Source organism: Bradyrhizobium sp. P2_E8, assembly GCF_056403875.1.
In genome coordinates, this window is record NZ_JBFUES010001609.1 from 1 (window position 1) to 1,013 (window position 1,013).

The window sequence follows — 1,013 nt, forward strand, 5'->3', positions numbered from 1 at the left end:
CGCTACGACCGACGACATCACCCACGAAGAGAATGCGCAACTTCAGAACTCCGGAAATCGAACACGTCCGATTCCGTTAGCACCGCTACGACCGACGACATCACCCACGAAGAGAATGCGCAACTTCAGAACTCCGGAAATCGAACACGTCCGATTCCGTTAGCACATAATCCAGCGCGACGTCGTGGGATAGTGCCGGAACCGCCTCGATCTCCTGCGCGGCAAAGGCAAGACCGATGCCGACGATTTGCTTGGTCTTGCGTAAGTGCGCGAAGGTGAAATCGTAATGCCCCGCACCGTAGCCGATGCGGTGGCCGAGGCGGTCGAAGGCCGCGAGCGGCGTCAGCATGATGTCGGGGATGACTTCGGCGGCGGCCGGCGACGGCTCGGGAATGCCGAGCGGACCCAGCATCAGCCGGTCGCTCGGATGAAAGATACGGAAGACCAGCGACTGGCCGCGCGCGGTGACGCAAGGCAGCGCCAGCCTTGCGCCCTCCTCGGCGAGCTTCCTCAAGAGCGGCATCGGATCGATCTCGCTGCGGATCGGCGAATAACCGGAGACGATGCTGCCGGGCAGCAGCTTGAATGGCAGCCCGCGCTTGGCGAGCTTGGTGGCCGCAGCGGCGCGCTTCTTCTCGCTCAGCGCGTCGCGTTTGGCGAGGGCCTTGGCACGGAGTTCGGCTTTGGAATTGGACATGCGCGCTTTCCCCCGAAGGCAGAGCCCGTCTGCCGTCATCGCCCGCGAAAGCGGGCGATCCAGTATTCCAGAGACGCCAGTTGCAAGAACCGAGACGCCGCGGCGTACTGGATGCCCCGGTCAAGCCGGGGCATGACACCGGGACTTTGATTGAACCGCAAGCGTGTCGGGGACGCAATTTCGACAAGCACAAACCAAGCAAACAAAAGTGCGAAGCCGCGGACGCCGTTGAAGCACTCGATCCCGGAGTTYCCTACGAAAGTAGGTGGGCACCATATGTCCGGGCCCACGGGCCCGGCCAGGGACAGTTCCCTAA

1 protein-coding gene is annotated in these 1,013 nt (G+C 62.6%); it reads right to left on the reverse strand.

The window, feature by feature from the left end; genetic code table 11:
- Positions 1 to 100: 100 nt before the first annotated feature.
- The gene (locus AC1D00_RS42685) at positions 101 to 697 is read right to left on the reverse strand and encodes a 5-formyltetrahydrofolate cyclo-ligase (protein WP_477014858.1); all 597 of its coding nucleotides are present in this window, start codon (positions 695 to 697) and stop codon (positions 101 to 103) included.
- Positions 698 to 1,013: the final 316 nt, after the last annotated feature.

Excerpts from the sequence above, each read along its gene's own strand:
- AC1D00_RS42685 (WP_477014858.1), bottom strand. The coding sequence starts at position 697 with ATGTCCAATTCCAAAGCCGAACTCCGTGCCAAGGCCCTCGCCAAACGC.